The sequence below is a fragment of the Porticoccus sp. genome (genome assembly GCF_965660005.1).
Classification (GTDB): Bacteria; Pseudomonadota; Gammaproteobacteria; order Pseudomonadales; family Porticoccaceae; genus Porticoccus.
This window is the reverse complement of the sequence record NZ_CBFHYF010000079.1, coordinates 1-2,642: the sequence shown is the minus strand read 5'-3', so window position 1 is coordinate 2,642 and position 2,642 is coordinate 1. Positions and strand designations below refer to the sequence as shown.

Genomic DNA, 2,642 nt, shown 5'->3' with positions numbered 1-2,642 from the left:
CATACCGAACCCGAGCTGGTCACCCCGGCACTGCTGGACGAACTCGCAAGTATCAGCCCTTTTGCCCCGGAACATCTGCCTCGGGAGTTGGCTCTGATCCATTCTTTTCGGGAGCGCTTTCCATCCCTGCCCCAGATTGCCTGCTTCGATACGGCATTTCACACCAGCATGCCACGGGTGGCACAACTGCTGCCCATTCCGCGCCGCTTCGAGGCCATGGGCATACGGCGCTATGGCTTTCATGGCCTGTCCTACACCTATTTGATGGAAGAGCTGGTCAGCCTGGGCGACAAAGTGGCAGCGGAGGGCCGGGTGATTCTTGCTCACCTCGGCAATGGTGCCAGCCTCGCGGCCGTCCGCAATGGCAAAAGTATTGATACCAGCATGGGGTTCACACCGACCTCGGGGGTGCCCATGAGCAGCCGCTCGGGGGACCTGGAACCGGGCGTGGCGGGCTACCTGGAACAAATGGAACACATCAATGGGACAGAATTTCTGCAACTTGCCAGTCGTGAATCCGGCCTGCTGGGCATATCCGAAACCAGCCCTGATGTGCGGGAACTGCTGGCCAGGGAAGATACCGACAACCGGGCCCGGGAGGCGCTGGCTCTGTTCTGCTACCAGACCAAAAAATGGCTCGGTGGCTATACCGCTGCCCTGGGAGGGCTCGACACGCTGGTCTTCAGCGGCGGGATCGGCGAGAACGCCCCGGTTATTCGCGCACGCATCTGCGACGGACTCGATTTTCTCGGCATTACTCTGGACCCACAAGCCAATGCCAACAACGCTGCGGTAATCTCAATGCAGACAAGTCCCGTTACTGTACGCGTGATAGCCACAGATGAAGCACTGATTATCGCCAGATCCGTTCACCGCCTGTTGCCGCTTACCACCTGACAATCCCCGGCGGCACCATCAACCTGACCCAACCCGGCCGCCCCTCATTTCAATCAGTCGACTCAGACACGTCCAGGACCATCACTGCCTCAGTCAACAGTGGCTGACGACTGGCTTTTTTGACTATGATGAACGTTCTGCTACCGGCAAGGGAACATTCCATGCAACACCAGCACTCACAGGGTAGAAGCCTGGTGGAGAATCACCAGCCACTGACGACAGAACACCTGCAAAAAATTGACGCCTACTGGCGGGCGGCCAACTACCTGTCTGTGGGACAGATTTACCTGCTCGACAACCCGCTACTCAGGGAACCGCTGACACAGGCGCATATCAAGCCCCGGCTGCTGGGCCACTGGGGCACCACACCCGGACTGAACTTTATTTACGTACATCTCAACCGGGTCATCCAAGCCCGGGATCTCAACATCCTCTACATCACAGGCCCGGGCCACGGTGGACCCGGTATCGTGGCCAACACCTGGCTGGAGGGGACTTACAGTGAGACGTACCCGGAGGTCTCACAGGACGAAACCGGGATGAAAAAACTGTTCAAACAGTTTTCCTTCCCGGGTGGCGTTCCCAGCCATGTGGCGCCGGAAACTCCCGGGTCGATGCACGAGGGCGGCGAACTCGGCTATGCGCTCTCCCATGCTTTCGGTGCTGCGTTTGACAACCCCGACCTGATTGTCGCCTGCGTGGTGGGCGATGGCGAGGCAGAAACCGGCCCCCTGGCCACCAGCTGGCACTCCAACAAGTTTCTCAATCCGGTACACGACGGCGCGGTTCTACCCATCCTGCACCTGAACGGTTATAAGATTGCCGGGCCTACCGTGCTGGCCAGAATTCCTCACAGTGAACTGGAAGCATTGTTTACCGGCTACGGTTACAAACCCTACTTTGTGGAAGGTGACTCCCCGAAGGCAATGCACCAGTTGATGGCTGAAGTGCTCGATAACGCGCTCACCGAGATCAAACAGATCCAGACGGAAGCGCGCGACAACGGATTTAAAGTGCGTCCCCGCTGGCCGATGATCATTCTCCGTTCGCCGAAGGGCTGGACAGGCCCCGGTACTGTTGATGGCAAACCGGCTGAGGGCACCTTCCGCGCCCATCAGGTACCGATGGGTGATATGTGTCATCCCGGCCATCTGGAAATACTGGAAAACTGGCTGCGCAGTTATCGGCCCGAGGAGTTGTTCGATCGACAGGGCAAACTCATTGATGAACTGGCGGCACTGACACCCAAGGGTGAACGCCGCATGGGGGCCAATCCACACAGCAACGGCGGACTGCTGCTGAAAGATCTGAATCTGCCGGATTTCAGAACCTACGCCGTATCGGTGGAATCACCCGGCGGGGGCGATTGCGAATCCACCCGGGTGCAGGGACAGCTGATCCGCGACGTCATCACCCACAACCCGAAAAACTTCCGGGTCTTCAGCCCCGATGAAACCAACTCAAACCGCTGGAATGCGGTATTCGAAGTCACCAATCGCTGCTCCACCGCCGAAATCCTGCCCGGTGACGAGCATGTGGCAGCCGATGGCCGGGTCATGGAAATGCTCAGTGAGCATCAGTGTGAAGGTTGGCTGGAGGGTTACCTGCTGACGGGTCGACACGGCTTTTTTTCCTGCTATGAGGCCTTTATTCACATTGTCGATTCCATGTTCAACCAACATGCCAAATGGCTGGATGTGGCCGGTGAAATCGCCTGGCGACCACCGATAGCCTCGCTGAACTAC

1 protein-coding gene and 1 pseudogene are annotated in these 2,642 nt (G+C 58.3%); both read left to right on the top strand.

Annotation, left to right across the window (positions count from 1 at the left end; translation table 11 throughout):
• On the top strand, positions 1 to 897 hold an 897-nt coding region (locus ACTF5G_RS10110), incomplete at its 5' end, for an acetate/propionate family kinase (protein WP_438952677.1).
• Positions 898 to 1,058: 161 nt separating this feature from the next.
• Positions 1,059 to 2,642, top strand: a pseudogene (locus ACTF5G_RS10105) (phosphoketolase); the annotation flags it as partial.